This is a genomic window from Rothia sp. P100 (assembly GCF_023712425.1).
GTDB lineage: Bacteria > Actinomycetota > Actinomycetes > Actinomycetales > Micrococcaceae > Rothia > Rothia endophytica.
Genome location: NZ_JAMAYG010000001.1, coordinates 671,712 through 687,828 on the forward strand (window position 1 = coordinate 671,712; position 16,117 = coordinate 687,828).

Annotated in this window: 15 protein-coding genes; 3 read left to right on the forward strand and 12 right to left on the reverse strand. The window is 57.3% G+C overall.

Features of this window, described 5'->3' with window-relative positions:
* Nucleotides 1-788: 788 nt before the first annotated feature.
* The 6 genes from proC to M3668_RS03130 all read right to left on the reverse strand — a co-directional run bounded on the left by proC (nucleotide 789) and on the right by M3668_RS03130 (nucleotide 8,898).
* Entirely contained in the window at nucleotides 789-1,631 is an 843-nt protein-coding gene (gene proC / locus M3668_RS03105; RefSeq protein WP_251379337.1) for a pyrroline-5-carboxylate reductase, read from the reverse strand.
* Nucleotides 1,632-1,741: 110 nt separating this feature from the next.
* Entirely contained in the window at nucleotides 1,742-2,587 is an 846-nt protein-coding gene (locus M3668_RS03110; protein ID WP_251379338.1) for a sugar phosphate isomerase/epimerase family protein, read from the reverse strand.
* A 122-nt stretch (nucleotides 2,588-2,709) separates the two neighbouring features.
* Nucleotides 2,710-3,693 (reverse strand): Ppx/GppA family phosphatase, encoded by a 984-nt coding sequence (locus M3668_RS03115; protein ID WP_251379339.1) that lies wholly within the window; start codon nucleotides 3,691-3,693, stop codon nucleotides 2,710-2,712.
* Between the two features lie 197 nt (nucleotides 3,694-3,890).
* Nucleotides 3,891-6,707, reverse strand: coding sequence for a type I DNA topoisomerase (gene topA / locus M3668_RS03120; protein WP_251379340.1), 2,817 nt, complete (start codon nucleotides 6,705-6,707; stop codon nucleotides 3,891-3,893).
* Nucleotides 6,708-6,854: 147 nt separating this feature from the next.
* Nucleotides 6,855-7,286 carry a pyridoxamine 5'-phosphate oxidase family protein gene (locus M3668_RS03125; RefSeq protein WP_251379341.1) on the reverse strand — a complete coding sequence of 144 codons (432 nt, stop codon included), beginning with the start codon at nucleotides 7,284-7,286 and terminating at the stop codon, nucleotides 6,855-6,857.
* A gap of 16 nt (nucleotides 7,287-7,302) precedes the next feature.
* Complete coding sequence (locus M3668_RS03130) at nucleotides 7,303-8,898, reverse strand: DUF7059 domain-containing protein (RefSeq protein ID WP_251379699.1); 1,596 nt, start codon at nucleotides 8,896-8,898, stop codon at nucleotides 7,303-7,305.
* 173 nt (nucleotides 8,899-9,071) lie between these two features.
* On the opposite strand from M3668_RS03130, the gene M3668_RS03135 reads away from it, so the two are divergent.
* Nucleotides 9,072-9,392 (forward strand): thiamine-binding protein, encoded by a 321-nt coding sequence (locus M3668_RS03135; protein ID WP_251379342.1) that lies wholly within the window; start codon nucleotides 9,072-9,074, stop codon nucleotides 9,390-9,392.
* Nucleotides 9,393-9,842 (forward strand): pyrimidine dimer DNA glycosylase/endonuclease V, encoded by a 450-nt coding sequence (locus tag M3668_RS03140; protein ID WP_251379343.1) that lies wholly within the window; start codon nucleotides 9,393-9,395, stop codon nucleotides 9,840-9,842.
* A 70-nt stretch (nucleotides 9,843-9,912) separates the two neighbouring features.
* Here M3668_RS03140 and M3668_RS03145 read toward each other — a convergent pair whose 3' ends face one another.
* The 3 genes from M3668_RS03145 to M3668_RS03155 form a co-directional block, all read right to left on the reverse strand.
* Complete coding sequence (locus tag M3668_RS03145; RefSeq protein WP_251379344.1) at nucleotides 9,913-10,434, reverse strand: GyrI-like domain-containing protein; 522 nt, start codon at nucleotides 10,432-10,434, stop codon at nucleotides 9,913-9,915.
* A gap of 84 nt (nucleotides 10,435-10,518) precedes the next feature.
* The gene (trhO, locus tag M3668_RS03150; protein ID WP_251379345.1) at nucleotides 10,519-11,400 is read right to left on the reverse strand and encodes an oxygen-dependent tRNA uridine(34) hydroxylase TrhO; all 882 of its coding nucleotides are present in this window, start codon (nucleotides 11,398-11,400) and stop codon (nucleotides 10,519-10,521) included.
* Between the two features lie 88 nt (nucleotides 11,401-11,488).
* Entirely contained in the window at nucleotides 11,489-11,935 is a 447-nt protein-coding gene (locus tag M3668_RS03155) for a pyridoxamine 5'-phosphate oxidase family protein (protein WP_251379346.1), read from the reverse strand.
* Nucleotides 11,936-12,179: 244 nt separating this feature from the next.
* On the opposite strand from M3668_RS03155, the gene M3668_RS03160 reads away from it, so the two are divergent.
* A complete protein-coding gene (locus M3668_RS03160) occupies nucleotides 12,180-14,705 on the forward strand; it encodes a DEAD/DEAH box helicase (protein ID WP_251379700.1) in 2,526 nt (841 codons plus the stop codon).
* 67 nt (nucleotides 14,706-14,772) lie between these two features.
* Here M3668_RS03160 and M3668_RS03165 read toward each other — a convergent pair whose 3' ends face one another.
* The 3 genes from M3668_RS03165 to M3668_RS03175 are packed head-to-tail and all read right to left on the reverse strand — an operon-like array spanning nucleotide 14,773 to nucleotide 15,852.
* Nucleotides 14,773-15,180: an Rv3654c family TadE-like protein gene (locus M3668_RS03165; protein ID WP_251379347.1), complete on the reverse strand. Its 408-nt coding sequence runs from the start codon at nucleotides 15,178-15,180 to the stop codon at nucleotides 14,773-14,775.
* 2 nt (nucleotides 15,181-15,182) lie between these two features.
* Nucleotides 15,183-15,611 carry a TadE family type IV pilus minor pilin gene (locus M3668_RS03170; protein ID WP_251379348.1) on the reverse strand — a complete coding sequence of 143 codons (429 nt, stop codon included), beginning with the start codon at nucleotides 15,609-15,611 and terminating at the stop codon, nucleotides 15,183-15,185.
* A complete protein-coding gene (locus tag M3668_RS03175; protein ID WP_251379349.1) occupies nucleotides 15,589-15,852 on the reverse strand; it encodes a DUF4244 domain-containing protein in 264 nt (87 codons plus the stop codon). Before M3668_RS03175 ends, M3668_RS03170 begins: the two co-directional genes overlap by 23 nt.
* Nucleotides 15,853-16,117 lie beyond the last annotated feature (265 nt).

A 16,117-nucleotide genomic window follows, 5' to 3' on the forward strand; every position in this document is an offset into this window, starting at 1 on the left:
ACCCATCAATAAAACAACGGCCCCACCAATAGCACAATGAGAGTAAAATCTTCAACCAAATAACCTCAAGCCAGACTGAAAGACCGTTACCGCACCAGAGCACCACCGGGCTCACTAATCATCACCAACCCAGCACCGGAGGCTAGACATGATGCCTATGCCTTCAAACATCGCCGTTTGGACCAGTGACCGGAGTCATCGACCTTAGCTGATAAAGACTTAGATTGAGGTGGGTTTTACTACCCCTGCCGAAAATAGTAAGACCGGCAGGACATCTGCGGATGTGAAGGTGATGAACAGGTTCACCACTTCGCGCTCGGCGGAAATATTTTCAGTGGTCTGGGGTGGTGTTTTATAGTGCTGGGAGGACTTCTGAATAAGCTTCTATATATAGCAAGCAGCGCAATGGTAACTGACCATTTACTGCACAGCCGGTGATTTTCATTAAAAATTAAAATATTTATCTATGTTAAGGTTCTGACTACTTTTTTTGAATGTCAGTGTGCGCTTTTGCCCTATATGCCATATAGTTATAACTGCCTCTAAAGGTGCGAGTGATTACTGAACGGTCCGCGAACCCGTTCAAGTAGCTCGAAGCCAGGGCAGACTGACGGTTCCCCCCTAATTCCGTCTGGCCCCGGTAGAGAGCACTCCCTGTTTCTGATTTTTTCAGAAACAAGGAACTGAAGGCCAAGCCGATTCCCTACGGCTTGGCCTTCATCGTTTAATCTTTTAGGCTCCCACGCCTCTTTCTTGTTCTAACTCTCACTTAGCCCTGGGAATTCTGGCTACCGGCTAAACTCCGCAGTCATCTCTTTATTGCGCTGGACACAGGCTCGCATGGCAGATTCTGTTAGCTCAAAGATTCCATGGTCTACAAAAGTGCTAATAGCCCGATCGGTGGTTCCTTTGGGACTGGTTACCTCTTTGCGCAGCTTCTGTGGGTTGGGGTCAGCTTCCAAGAGATAGCCAGCTCCAGCAACCGTTGCGGCAGCGAGCTCGGTAGCGGTTTTTTCGTCCAGCCCTAGCTTAACCCCGGTAGTAGCCATGGCCTCCGCCAGTAGAAAGGCATAGGCAGGCCCTGAGCCAGACACCGCGGTGACAGCACCCATCTGGTGTTCAGCAACTTCAACCACCTTACCGGCCGGCCCCAGCACCTGCTTTACAGCCTCCTGCTGTTCTTCAGTAACGGTCTGTCCTATCGAAACTGCCAGAACACCGCGGCCTACCTGCGAAGGCGTGTTGGGCATGCAGCGCACTGCAGGTTGCCCCTCAGGCAGAGCCTTCTCTAATGCTTCGAGCGTTATGCCAGCCGCCACCGAAACAACGATCGCATTGGGCGAAAGCACCGGTGCGATTTCGCGGGCGCGCTCCAAAATATCGTAGGGTTTAACCCCCAGCAGAATAATATCTGCACCGCGGGCCGCTGTCAGATTTGCTGTGGGGTCGTCTTCATTCGCCAGAACCGTGACAGATTCCGACCCCTCCCCCAGCCGGGCGCGCAACTTCTCAATACTGGCATGGGAACCCACCGTGGCGCGCACCTTAGCAGGGTCAAAGCCGGACGCCAGAAGGCCAGCCGCAATGGCACCGTTCATAGAACCTGTACCGATAAAAGCTACCGTGGTCATTAGAATCTCATCTCCCTAGTGTGAGTCAGGTTTCATTTTTTCATGCCACGGGGAGACCCTGCCTGATTTCAGCTCTCAGCCGCGACCCGCCGTCCTGTCGAAGAAAAAACCTAGCGTGCCAAATGTTCGCGGGCAAAGGCAAGTGTCTCTGCCAGCATCTCATCGCGCGCAGCCGCACCCTTAGCCTTACGAGTGGAAATTTCAGCGCACACCACTCCGTCAAAATCACTGGCTGCAATGAATTGCAGGGTTTCAGCGACCGGCTGCGAGCCGTGACCTGGCACCAGATGCTCGTCCATGACCTTGTCACCGGATCCATCTGTCAGGTGCACGTGACCTAGCCGGGAACCGATGCGTTGAACGGCCTCTAGCGAGTCATCATTAGCGGCAGCAGCATGCGAGAAATCCCAAGTCATCCAGTCATAATCAAATTTGGAGGGGTCCCAGTGCGGGGCGTACATCTCTACGGCCTTACCCTTCACTGACCAGGGGTACATGTTCTCCACCGCGATTTTGACGCCCTCTAGCTGGGAAATCTCGTGAACCCCCGCCACAAAGTTCTTAGCGTAGGTTTTCTGCCAGCGGAAGGGCGGGTGAGCTACCACCACATCAGCCCCCACTGCCCTGGTCATCTTAGCGGCCATCTGCATCTTGTTCCAGGCCCTGCCCCAGACCTGCTGGGTCAGCAACAGAGTAGGGGCATGGATCGCTGAAATGGGTAGCTGGTACTTCTGAATCAAATCCAGCAGGTCGTGAGGTTCCTGGCTCAGCACGTTGTGGGTAATCATAACCTCGACGCTGTCATAGCCCAGCTCTAAGGCAGTTTCAAAAGTCTCTGGCACACCCAGAGGAAAGAGGCAGGATGTAGAGAGAGCCACTGGGACCTGTTGGGGCGTGCTCTCTCCAGCTTGGCTCTGCTCAACTGCCTGCAGATCGGTACTGTTCTGCTCGGTCATGGTTACCTCCCCGTGGCGGTGTCTACACCCATTCTAGAACTTCTCACGGGCAGCAAGGTCACTAATCAATCCCTCCTCTTATCAGAATGGGACAACCGTCGTGGAATAGGGAGAACTCCCGGCTAGCGGCGGGCGCCCTCAGCAATCGATTTAGGGCTAATCATATTGGCGGTGCCCTGGGTAGCGAAGTGGTTAAGGCGGCGCAGGATGAGCCCCTCACGCAATGCCCAGGGGCTCACGCGCATTACCTCAATATCAAAGACCTCCATAGCGGCCTCAGCAGCGATAGCACCGGCAAGAATCTGATGTGAGCGCATCTCAGAGACACCCGGTAAATCGACCCTGTCAGCCGGTGACATGGCCTCCATACGCCGGGACCACAGGCGCAGGTCTTCCAGACGCATCTCACGCTTGACGTGGGGGCCTGCAGAGTAGGAGGCAGCACCACAAATACGCGCCAGGGAGCGGAAGGTCTTGGATGTTCCCACCGTCATATGGGGTTGCCCGTAGGCCAGCAAATCTTCTGCAACAGGTTCCAACACCTCGCGGGTGTACTTGCGCAGTTTCTTCACTTCTTTAGGGGTGGGCATTTCGTCACTGAACCAGTCACCGGTCAGTCGGGTGGCACCCAGCGGCACAGAAATAGCGTCATCGGGGAAAGCATTCACACCGGTAGAAAACTCAAAAGAACCACCACCGATATCAAAGTTCAGGATGCGGCCAGCACCCCAGCCCTGCCAGTGACGCACAGCGTGGTAGGTAATTGCAGCTTCCTGATCACCGGAAATTTCGGTGAGGGTCACCCCGGTCTTATTCTGCACGTACTGCAAAACAGCTGCCCCATTAGTGGACTCACGAATAGCACTGGTGGCGAAAGCCAGCAGATCCTCGGCGTTGTTCTCAATCGCGAAATCAAGGGCGCTACCCACAAACTCGGTGAGCTTATTGCGCCCCTCATCGCTGATATTACCGTCCGCATCGATGTAGCGGACCAGCTGCAGCCCCATCTTATGGGAGGCGTAGGGCTCGGGTCGGCTGCCCGCATTACCGTCCAATAGCAACAGGTGAACAGTATTGGATCCAACGTCTAGTACGCCCAAGCGCATGGCAACCCCCAGTGGTGAGTGAAAAAAGCTAGGTCTAGTCTACTGGTCCAGTGATCGATTGGGCGCACATAGGCAGACATGGACGCTCGTAGTCGGGCGAGCGCCCCGCACGAGACCGTAAGAGGGTCAGCGGGCGGGGGCTCATCTATCGGGTGTGACATCACGTAGCACGTTGCTACACGTTCAGCCCCCAGATGCTAACTAGCTTTCTTGGCCGCAGGTTTTTTAGCAGGAGCCTTCTTCGCGGTTGCTTTCTTAGCTACCGGTTTCTTGGCAGCGGGCTTCTTAGCCGCAGTCTTGCGCTTCACCGGGCCCTTAGCACGCTTCTCAGCTAGCAGTTCAACCGCGCGGGTATGCGTCAGTGACTCGATAGTCTCACTGCGGGGTACCGTAATGTTGGTGACGCCATCGGTGATGTAGGGACCAAAGCGACCATCCTTCACCACAATCTTCTTCTCAGAAACTGGGTCAACGCCCAGCTCAGCCAGGGGCGGCTTAGCGGTACCGCGACCGCGCTGCTTGGGCTGGGAGTAAATCTCGAGCGCCTGTTCCAGGGTAATGTTGAAGATTTGATCCTCGGTCTCCAGTGAGCGGGAGTCAGTACCCTTCTTCAGGTAGGGGCCGAAGCGCCCGTTCTGCGCGGTAATTTCAACACCTTCAGCGTCAGTGCCGACCACGCGGGGCAGGCTCATGAGCTTGAGGGCGTCCTCAAGGGTGACGGTGGCAAGGTCCATGGACTTGAAGAGAGAGCCGGTACGGGGCTTTTCCGCCTTGGGCTTCTTCTTGGGCTTAGCGCGGCCATTCTTGTAGTACTCGGTGGGCTGCGCTTCCATCCATGCAGCGATTTCCTCTTCGGTCATCTCGGGGATGACCTCAGTGACGTAGGGGCCATAGCGGCCATCACGTGCTACCACGGTGCGTCCGGTTTTGGGATCTGTGCCCAGTTCGCGACCGTCGTTCTTCCCCTGTTCCATAAGCTCAGCGACTTTTTCTTCAGTCAGCTCATCGGGGGCAAGATCAGCAGGCACGTTAGCGCGCACGGGGTCTTTGATTTCGCCAGTTTCGGTATCAATTTCACCGCCGGCTTCAAGGTAGGGACCGAACTTACCCACGCGCAGATTAACGCCGGGAGCTACCTCGATGGAGTTGATAGCCCGGGCATCAATATCGCCCAGGTTATCCACGATGGGTTTGAGACCGCGCGTGGCGTCGCCACCAAAGTAGAAGTTACTCAGCCAGGTGGTGCGGGACTCTTCACCGCGGGCAATGCGGTCGAGGTCCTCTTCCATCTCTGCGGTGAACTCATAGTCTACGTACTTAGCGAAGTATTCTTCGAGCAAGCGCACCACTGAGAAGGCAACCCAGGAGGGGATCAGGGTGCCGCCGCGGTTATTGACGTAACCGCGGTCCATGATGGTTGAGATAACTGCCGCGTAAGTGGAAGGGCGGCCGATACCCAGCTCGTCCATTGCCTTGACGAGGGAGGCTTCTGTGTAGCGCGGGGGCGGTGAAGTGGTGTGCTTGGCGGCTGCAATGTCGCTCCCGGTCAGGCCCTGGCCTTCGGTTAGGTTGGGCAGGCGTTTATCTTCTCTACCGTCCTTGGCGTTTCCCTCTTCGCCGCGGGCTAGATCCTTACCCTCTTCGTAGGCAGCTAAGAAGCCGCGGAAGGTGATGACGGTGCCGGAGGCGGAGAACTCAGCGTCGCGCCCATCAGCTGAGGTTGCGCCCAGGCGGATGGATGCAGTGGAACCTTTAGCATCGGCCATCTGGGAGGCGACGGTGCGCTTCCAAATCAGCTCGTAGAGGCGGAACTCATCCACGCTCAGAGCATTTTTCACGGCATCCGGAGTGCGGAAGGAATCCCCTGCAGGGCGGATTGCTTCGTGTGCTTCTTGTGCGTTCTTTGACTTTGAGCTGTAGGTACGGGGGGATGCAGGTACAAATTCCGGGCCGTAGAGCTCGGTCGCCTGCTTACGCGCTGCCTTGGTGGCCTGGTCAGACAGGGCTACCGAGTCGGTGCGCATGTAGGTGATGTAACCGTTTTCGTAGAGCCGCTGAGCCACCTGCATGGTGGAGCGGGAGGAGAAACGCAACTTACGCGCTGCCTCCTGCTGCAGGGTAGAGGTGGTAAAAGGTACGGCAGGACGACGGGTGTAGGGCTTGGTTTCAACGGAGCGGACACTAAAGGCTGCCTGCTCCAGGGCGGTTGCCAGTGAGCTGGCGGCGGCCTCATCCAGGTGGGCAACCTTGCCCGCTGAAGCCGGCTTCAATTCGCCGCTATCAGCAAAATCCTTGCCGGTTGCCACGCGAGAACCGTTAACAGCTGAAAGTTTAGCCGTAAAAGCTTGATTGTCTGAGGTCGCAAAAGTACCGGTTAGATCCCAGTAGGTTGCGGAACGGAAAGCCATGCGCTCACGCTCACGCTCAACCACCAGGCGGGTTGCTACCGACTGCACGCGGCCCGCTGAGAGACCGCGGGATACCTTGCGCCACAGCACCGGCGAGAGCTCATAGCCGTAAATACGGTCCAGTACACGGCGGGTTTCCTGAGCGTCCACCAGGTCATTGTCAATTTCACGCAGGTTCTCAAAACCGCGTTCAATGGCCTCTTTGGTGATTTCGGGGAAGGTCAGACGGTAAACCGGGACCTTGGGCTTAAGCACCTCAAAAAGGTGCCAGGCGATAGCTTCACCCTCACGGTCCCCATCGGTTGCTAGGTAAAGAGCGTCAGATTCTTTGAGCAGGCGCTTGAGCTCGGTGACCTTCTTTTTCTTGTCTGAATTCACCACGTAATAGGGTGTAAAACCCTCATCAATGTTGACGGCGAACTTACCCACTGGGCCCTTTTTGAGCTCATCTGGCAGTTCTGAAGGCTGAGGCAGATCGCGGATGTGCCCCATGGAGGACCCAACAATAAAGGCATCACCAAGATAGCCGCTAATCGTTTTTACCTTCGAGGGGGATTCCACAATCAGCAGTGACCTGCCGTGTTCAGAGGTAGCCTTAGTGGGCAACTGTGCTCCTTGGATTAGTGTTCAGACAGTCCTAGCGCCGTTTTTGCGCGTATACCCACAACAATAACCCACTTGCCCACCGCCGCCCACACAGCACCCGGTGTGAGGTTAGCTTGTTACTCTCCGAGCGAGGTCGGGCAAGGAACCTTAGCCAACGATAAGCTCGTCGTAGTCCGGCTCATCCCCAATTTCAAACTCACGACCGGAAACCCCGGTGGGTTCTATCTCCACCCAGTTGGTTTTGTAGGTCGGTGCGAACGCTTTGAGCCTCAGCGATTCAACGGCGCTCATATCGGCTTCGCTGGTCAGCCAGTGAGCGTTTCCGCGCACCACGACCGAGCGTGCCACCCCATCAACAATCTCATCAATCTCAAAAGCTGCCTTGCGGCTAATCACCACTTCAGAGAGTTTCTGGCCAGCCGCGGTGCGGAAGTAAATCTTGCGTTCGTGCACCACGAAATTCACGGGATAGATATCAATCTCACCACCAGCTGCCAGAGCTAGCCTGCCCACCTGATGCTGATTCAATAGTTCCCAGCAACGGTCTTCATTCAGAGTTTTAATGGGATTCTCGTTCATTGCCCCAGTCTAATTCTCAGCTGTCAATCCGCAGGAAACTTTTCTCACAGAGTTCCCGAATATTACTTATTAATACGCGGCGCGGCTGGTCATCCTCCCAAGCCAGCAACGCTTCAAGTGCGCCGATAATCTGACCGGCGGACAAATCACCGTCACATGCTGAGACGAAGCCACTGGTTTCCGTGGTCTCCAAAATCGTACGACGCAACCCGGCACCGGCACGGAGCAAAATTACAGAAGGATGCTCTGCACCCGGCGTAGCGTGTCGCTCCTCAGTCACATCCCCGGCCACCACCAGGTGCTGTGCCAGTAGTTGCTCATCGGTCATGGCCGTCACCGTGTCATAGTGAGCTACTGCCTCGGTGATAAAAGGGGCGATGGGTTGCTGGATGGGGTAGGTGATTTCTTCAAAGCGATGCAGGCGCTCACCGGTGAGGTCCGCAGCAGGCTTGCGCAACCAGATCATGCCAAAGCCCACCGACTCCACTCCGCGCGCCGCGAAGTCTCGCAAGTAAGCCGTGTAGCTCTCGGTATAGGCAGCCGCATCACGGTTCTCGCTAGAATCGCGTAACCAGGTCTCGGCATACTGCTCAGGGGTTAATACCTCCCGTTGGATAAACCAGGCTTCGGTCTGCTCCCCCACCCAGGCACGGGGACGCGCTGACCAATCACGCTCTTGCCCGACAGTAGCAACAGGGATTTCCCAGTTACCCAGCATTTGGGCACGCCCACCGGGGGTCAGCGCCCCGGGGAGCTGTCCCACCAGGGTGGAAACGATACCGTCGCCTGCCATACCGCCATCCCGGTAGGTGTACTGATCAGCGGCCACTTCTCCCTCACGGCGAGGAGTAATCACGAAGGGAGGATTAGACACCACCAGGTCAAAGGTTTCGCCAGCCACCGGTTCCAGCAGAGAACCCAGGCGCAGGCTCACGCGAGCCTCCACATTGTGGGGGTCAACCTGGAGCGCTTCAGCGTTGAGCAACAGATTAAAGCGGGTAAATGCCAGTGCCCTCGCGGAAATATCGGTGGCGGTCACGTGCTGGGCGTGGGCGAGCAAGTGAAAGACCTGGATACCGCAGCCAGTCCCCACATCTAGAGCACGATCTACCGGGATTCGCTCAATCAACTGTGCCAGGGTCAGCGAGGCGTGCCCGATACCCAGCACGTGGTCACGGCGCAACACGCCTTCGCGCTGATGAGCACCTAAATCGCTGGCAACATAAATCTCGGTGCCATCATCAGCCGCGTGAGGCCGCAAATCTACCGTGGCAAGGACGCCACCCGGCGTCCCTTCTGCCAACCCCAGCTCAGAAATAAGCTGCGCAGAGCCCGCGCCGAGGGCAGCATCAAGATCAGCTACCTCGCATTCCTGAGCCAGCAAAAAGAAGCTGACCACGGTTGCAAGAGCGCGGTCAGCCGTGGTGAAGCTCTCAGATGTTGCCTCCCAGCCCAGTACCTGGCCAATGCGGTAGACGCCGGGAACCACCTGGTCCCGAGCCATGGCGTCGAAAGGACCGTCGCCCAGCAGCTCTTGCACACCGTCATAGGTGTAATTCACCGATTTCAAAGCTGCGTTGAGGGTTGCGAGCGCGGCAGTGTCGGTGCTCATAGGGGCATTATCAATACGAGAAAAATCAGTCACGCCCCCATTATCTCAGGAATCAGGAGGGTTTCTTCTCTGAAGGCGCTTATCTCCTCACCTCCAGCCCCGCAGAACCGCAGGAAGTGAGCAACGGCAGGTGGCCCTGTACGGCTGGGGCAGACTGCACTAGGCTAATCCCTATGTTGTTTGCTTTCTCCGTAGCCCCCACTGGCGGGGGCGACCCCAGTGGTTCAGTGCACGATGCCGTTGCAGAAGCCGTAGAAATTGTCCGAAACTCTGGTCTGCCCCACCAGACCGATTCCATGTTCACCACCATCGAAGGTGACTGGGATGAATGCATGGCCGTCATTAAGGCAGCCACCGAAGTGGTGGGCAAGCACGGTAGCCGTGTGTCACTGGTACTCAAAGCCGATATCCGCCCCGGCCACGATTCAGGTGAGATCACGGGAAAAGTTGAGCGGCTTGAAGCAGCTATTGCTCGCCGGGTCGAGACTTCCTAGGTGCGTATCTGGTCAGTAGCTCCCTCCCTGTTGGACGCCAAGGGTTTGGTCGCCTGCTGGCGTGAAACGCTACTGGCGCAGAAAGTTCTGCAGGGCCTCACTAAGGGATACAAAAACCACCCGCAGCTGGACCGTTTCAAGGCAAGCCCAGACCCTCTGGCTACCATTTGCGCCTACCTTCACGGTCTAGCCGATGAGGCTGACCGGCGCGGCTACAATTTCAACCGCTCACTGATTGTCACAGAACAGGCTGAAGGGGTTGCCCCGATGGCTGTGACGCAGGGACAGGTTGATTATGAGCTGGAATTTTTGAAGCAAAAGGTAGAGGCCAGAGACCCCCAGTGGTACCTTGACCGTTTTGCCAGTCCACCGGCACAGCGCCTGCACCCCCTTTTCTATGAGGTTGCCGGCGGCATCGAGCCCTGGGAGAAACTACCACCAGCCAAGTAACCACCAGCGTCTGAGGAGCACACCACTCAAAAGGCTCCTGCACCGACTGGTGCAGGAGCCATACCTTTATTTACGCAGGAGTAGTGGCTGTCCACAGGTACATGCGGTAATTCTTGCTGGTCATCTCACCAGGCCCATACACCTCCAGGTGGACGCCGGTAGGCACCAGCCTTTTCGAGGGCAGAAACTCGGTGTGCAGGTGTTCGAAGCCTTCTTTGATGTGGTGGGGGGTCTCACCAGCTAGTACGGCTCCTTGGACCAGAACCGTGGCGTACATAGCGGCAGGCACCATCACACCGGTCAGTCCCAGGGCAACGACGTCCTTAATTCCACCGGGCACGATAAAACCTGCGGTATAGGTGGCTCCGGCATCATCAGCATCAGGCATAATAACGCCCACTCGCTGTAATTTTTCCACCGCAGCCAGCTTTGCAGTACCGTTCTCACCCTGCTCTAGTTTTTTGTAAAGCTCCTGCCACCAATCACTAAAGACGCTCTGCTCGCTGGCAGGTGCAGTCACACCGGCTACCATAAAGGTTCCGTACTCAATCAGGGCTGTTTCAAAGGTAGAGGCAGGGCTATTCATAGACACCCACTCTAGCCCAGGGCCGCTTCAAATATAGAAAAGCCCACCTGCCATGAGAACAGGTGGGCTTTCTGTTAGTTGCCGCTGAGGTTATGAGGCGCTCACCGCGCCCCTCTCGGCTAGAGCTTTCTTGGCACAGTCGCCGCAGAGCAACACCAGATCGCGTTTGCCGTCTACATCCAGGTTTTCAAACTTGTTGGAGGGGGCACCGCAGTGCTCGCACTGGCCGATGGTGACGGTGTCCGGTGAGAATTCCACGTGCATGCGCTTATCGAAGATGTACATGGAGCCTTCCCAGAGACCCTTATCCCCAAATTTTTCGCCGTAACGGACAATACCGCCGTCCATCTGGTAAATCTCTTTGAAGCCGCGGTTCTTCATTAGAGCAGAGAGGATTTCGCAACGGATACCGCCGGTGCAGTAGGTAACCACGGGCTTGTCTTTGAGGTCATCGTACTTTCCCGATTCGATTTCTTCGATGAAATCGTGGGTGGTACGAACATCAGGAACAATAGCGTTCTTAAACTTGCCAATCTTGGCTTCAAAAGCGTTGCGTCCGTCAAAAAAGACCACTTCGTCGCCGCGTTCTTCAACCAGCTGGTTGACCTCTTCGGGCTTGAGGTGGACGCCACCGCCCACCACGCCGTTTTCATCCACGACCAGTTCTTCGGGGATCCCGAAAGCTACAATTTCGTCGCGAGCCTTAACAGATAGACGGGGGAAGTCAGCAGCTCCGCCGTCAGACCATTTCAGTTCTAGCTTTTCAAAACCGGGGTACTGACGGGTGGTCTTACCATACTGTTTGAGCGCGTTGATATCACCGCCCAGGGTGCCGTTGATACCGTGCTTGGAGATAATGATGCGACCGGTCAGCCCTAGTTTTTCACACAGGGCACGCTGCCAGAGCATGACAGCCTTGGGGTCGGTCACGGGTGCAAAGCAGTAATAGAGAATAATTCGTTCTTGAGCCACACCCCCATTCTACTCCCCTGCCCAGTTACCCACCGGTACAGCAGGCGAGCTTCTAAAGTGAGATGTGATGCCGCAGGCGGTAAGGGGCTTAGTGCCCCAGGCGGAAGCGCCGGCCGGTCACCTTCTGCGGGGTTAGTTCCACGAATTCCAGCTTTTCGGTATCCAGCCATGGGGCCAGGTTGAGCTTCTTCACCTCATCAATTTCTTGGGAGTCTGTGAGCAAGCGGGCGGTAGCAAAAACATTGACTGAGTGAGCATGATGGCCTTCAGCGCGGTCGAACTGCACCGTAACTTTCTCTTCAAGAATCAGTTGGGTTAGTTTTGAGCCCGCTGCTGTGCGGAAATAAATCTTTTCCCCATCAGTCACAATGTTAAGAGGGGTGATGTGCACAAAACCGTCTTCACCCAGTGTTCCCAGACGGGCAAACCTGGTGCTCTCAATGAGCTCCCACACCTGCTTATCATCGAGTACGGTGATTGCCGGTTCCCTCTCAGCGGGCTGATTCTGGTCTTGAATGTTCATTGGAATACTCATATTCCCATTATCACGTACCTTATTGCCTAAGTCACAGAAGGGGCGTTTTATTTCAGCGGCTAGGCCCATTGCTCAGCATCAGTTTGCTGGGTGAAGGGAATGATTGTTTGTTGCCAGCAACGGCGCTCTGCGATCAGGGGTGATAATGGGAGGTATGTCTGTTCCAACTCCCGCACCCGGTGACGTGCCAGTTACCCCTAGCTCAGCCTCCAGCGCTCACCCCGTGGATGCCGCCCCGGTTGCGATGCGGGAGATGCTGCAGAGACTGGGGTACGGTAGCCACCCGCCTCAAATCACGCATGTGCAGACCTTAACAGCCCAAGAAGCTGTTACCTCCCCCTGGCCCAAGTGGGCACACCCCCGCGTCGTAGAAGCCTACCAATTCCTGGGCGTTGACCAGCCTTACCGACACCAGGTTGAGGCCGCAGATGCCGCCCACAGCTCACCGGGCAACCAGCACGTTATTCTTGCCACCGGCACGGCTTCGGGCAAATCCCTTGCCTACCAGCTACCGGCACTAGATGCTATTTACCGAGGGGAAATCGGCGAGGGCGGAGCAGGCTTTATTTCTGGCAGGGCAACGGCTCTCTACCTTTCCCCCACCAAAGCTCTAGCTGCCGACCAGCTAGCATCACTACGCTCTCTAAACCTGCCCGGTGTGGTGCCTGAAACCTACGACGGTGACACTCCTCCCGCTGACCGACGCTTTATTCGTGAGCGTGCCAACCTGGTGCTCTGTAACCCGGATATGCTGCACCACGCCATCTTGCCCAACCACGGTCACTGGTCAGTTTTTCTGCGCAAGCTACGCTATGTGATTATTGACGAGGCACACAGCTACCGCGGTGTGTTCGGTGCCCACGTGGCGGTACTCCTGCGGCGCCTGCGCAGAATCTGCCGGCACTACGGTGTCAGCCCGGTTTTTATTGGTGCCTCTGCCACCAGTGCTGAGCCAGCCGCATCCTTCAGCCGCTTAATTGGTTCTCGACCGGAGGCAGTCACCGCCGTTACCGAGAGCACGGCTCCGCGGGGTGCTACCCATGTGGTGCTCTGGGAACCTGAGTTTGACCAGAACCAGCAGGTGACTGACCGGCTATCCGCAAATCGGGGTACAGGCCTCTCCCCCGGAGGAAGCAGTGGCGGTGAAAACGGGGCTCCCGTGCGCAAGTCTGTCATCACTCAAACCGCCGAAATGCTGACAGACCTGGTGATTGACCGAACCCGCACCATCGCCTTCATCAAATCGAGGCGCGGGGCAGAAGCTATTGCCCAAACCGCCGGGCGCTTCCTAGATGAAGTCGAGCCCGGCCTATCATCCAGGGTGAGTGCCTACCGTGCAGGCTACCTGCCCGAAGAACGCCGAGATCTAGAACGTACCCTGCGCAGCGGGCAGATGCTGGGGGTTGCATCAACATCGGCTCTAGAACTGGGGATTGATATTGCTGGGCTGGACGCCGTGCTGGTGGCCGGCTGGCCAGGCACCCGGGCCTCCTTCTTCCAACAGATTGGACGCGCTGGCCGCGCTGGGCAAGATAGTTTCGCGGTGCTGGTTGCCAGCGAAGACCCGCTGGATACCTATCTGGTGCACCACCCGGCTGACATCTTTGAGAACGGAGTTGAAAAGACAGTCTTTGACCCTGAGAACCCCTATGTTCTCAGCCCCCACCTCTGCGCCGCTGCCGCAGAGCTGCCCCTGCGTCCAGAAGAGCTGATTGTTTTCGGCGCCACCGCCCCCAGGCTTCTGGAAAAGTTGGTAGAACAGGGCTACCTGCGCCGCCGCCCCACCGGCTGGTTTTGGACCCACCCAGAATCCGCGTCCGCCCTGGTCTCGTTGCGCGGCGGCAGTTCACCGCTGCAGATTATTGAGGTAGAAACCGGCGCTGTGGTGGGCACGATGGACGGCGGTTCAGCTCACGCACAAGGACACCCCGGGGCTATCTACACTCACCAGGGTGAAACTTTTTTGGTGGAAGACCTCGATGAAGAAAACCGGGTCATTGCCGTCAGCCGAGCCACCCCCGACTACTACACGCAAGCACGGGACATCACCGAAGTCACCGTACTGGCCACCGATCAGACGGTGGAGCAGGGGCCGGTAACAATGAACTTTGGGTCGGTGCGGGTGCGCTCGCAGGTAGTGGGTTATCAGCGCAAATCGCTGATTGGCCAACAAGTGCTGGGCGACGAGCCCCTGGATTTAGAGCCTCAAAGCCTCAACACCCGCGCTATTTGGTGGACCATTCCTGCCACAGTTCTGCATTCAGCTGGGATTCACGAACGCGAGGTACCCGGCGCCCTCCACGCCGCCGAGCACGCCGCCATCGGTTTATTACCCCTCACCGCTACCTGCGACCGGTGGGATATTGGAGGGCTTTCTACTGCCCTGCATGTTGACACCGAGCAGCCCACCATCTTTGTCTATGACGGTCACCCGGGTGGAGCAGGTTTTGCCGAACGCGGTTTCGAGGCAGCCGAGCACTGGCTGCGAGCTACCCTTGACACCATTCTGGCCTGCGAATGCGAGCGCGGCTGCCCCTCCTGCGTCCAGAGCCCCAAGTGCGGCAACCGCAACGAGCCTCTAGAGAAGACCGCAGCAGCCCGGTTGCTGGGAGCTCTCTTGGTTCATGCCGGGGCAGTGTCGGAGGGCGAGAACAGAGCCCTCATCGAGCCCCTGAATCAAAGGGAAGTCGATGCAGGGCGAGCGCCGCAGCCGGTGGTCTCAGCAGTTGAAGCGCTGACCGGTCAGCACAGTAGTGAGGCGCCCTTCTAGCCCTCCGGCTTTCTCGCGGGCAAGCTGAAAGAGTTAGCCAAGGTAGGCTGCTGTAATCTTGGGTGGGCTAGGAACCCTTGTCTACTAGCACGGCAGGAGGCCCAGCACGTGAAAGACCTTCAGCCGACCCCAAGAAAGCGAACGGCCCTTCTATAGGAATCGTTACACGGACATCCACCGTTCCGCTCAGCTCCGAAGGGAGAGCGCAGCCAGCCAGACTAGCCCCATTGCGCCCCGCCACAGCGGCCGCTACGGTGCAGGGCTGCCCACTGCTTAACCCTCGGGCGGCATCGGCTCCAGCGAGGGCTGCCAAGTCAGCAGCGGTAGCGGCCCGATGATTAGCACTTACGATACCGACCAGCCCTGCCACGGTAAGCCCCAGAACTAATAGCACGCAGACCAATCCCAAAGATGTCACGGTATTACTGCCCCGCTCGGCATCCTCGCGGGGCAGACAGAAGCTTGGTTGCCGCATGCTCACTGCCCACCACCTTCGGTGAGCGCTTGAGCATCAGCGACCAGTTGCCAGCCGGTGAGCCGACCAATTAGCCCCGGCGCAGTGCGACTAGCTTCAACGCGAGTGAATTCTCCGCTGGTACTCACCGATACGGCTGCCCGAGGCTCAATTTCCTGGACGATGCGGGTGATCGTCTCAGCGCCCTCACCGCGAGCAGCGGCTCGGGCTCCTATTCGGGCGCCCTCTTCAAGGCGGAGTTGCACGATGCCCAGGGCTGCAGCACCCAGTACCAGACCCAGCACGAACACCACGGCGGGTAGGGTAACTGCAAATTCAGCGGTGACAGACCCGCGCTGTCGGCACCTAGCCCTCCGCCCCAGAAGAGCGCAGGGCCAGATGCCACCGGCGAGAGGCCGTGGGTGAGGTTTAGGCTCCAGTCGAGAGCGCATTGCGCACAATCCCTAGCAGGAGCTCACGCACCTCATCAGATTTCAGGATTACTACCAGCAGACCGGCAAAGCCGACTGCTGCTAGCATGACGATGCCGTACTCAGCGGTGGTTGCACCGGCTTCTGGGTCATCCAAAGAGGTGACTAGCTCCCCGATAAGAGCTGGGGCGGTCGGGGCTTCTTCTCCCCGGTCCTCAGCAGAGACCAGTGAGTGAGAGGGTGTGGTTGTAGGGTACGACATGGTGCCGTCCTTTCAGGTCAGAGGGTGAGTGTTAGCCCGCTGCGGGGCGAAAGGGTAAGAGGAAAAGGATGGAAAAGGAATCCACCACCTCAGCGGGCTACTACCAGTGTCATTCAGGTCACCGATGGTGACCAGGGATGAGGGAAGCTGTGGAAAATCTGCTCAGATTACTTCCTTCGCCCCGGTGCGGCTGCCAGGTAATGGGTGAAAGTATGAAGCGACTGTGACCGAAAAATCTACTGGGTTTAGAGTCTGTGTACACGCC